Genomic DNA, 237 nt, shown 5'->3' on the forward strand with positions numbered 1-237 from the left:
CCTATATGGCAGTGAACTATGGGAATCACTAATTAATACCGGAATGTATTTTCTAAGCTGCCTATATGGCAGTGAACTGTTAAGCAATGATTTGCAAGAGTTCCATGACTTTCTAAGCTGCCTATATGGCAGTGAACCCATTTTATACAGCCATCGCAAGTTTTGTGATTTTCTAAGCTGCCTATATGGCAGTGAACCTGCAAATCCAATGCTTCAGGATGTCAACAAATTTCTAAG

Annotated in this window: 1 protein-coding gene; it reads left to right on the forward strand. The window is 39.2% G+C overall.

Translation table 11 applies throughout. The features are described from left to right. Positions 1-237, forward strand: a 237-nt coding sequence (locus tag AVJ19_RS22150) for a hypothetical protein (protein ID WP_162626705.1), incomplete at both ends; no start/stop codon positions are given.

Origin of the sequence: Acinetobacter sp. CFCC 10889, from assembly GCF_003268395.1 — a bacterium.
In the GTDB taxonomy this organism is placed as follows: Bacteria; Pseudomonadota; Gammaproteobacteria; order Pseudomonadales; family Moraxellaceae; genus Acinetobacter.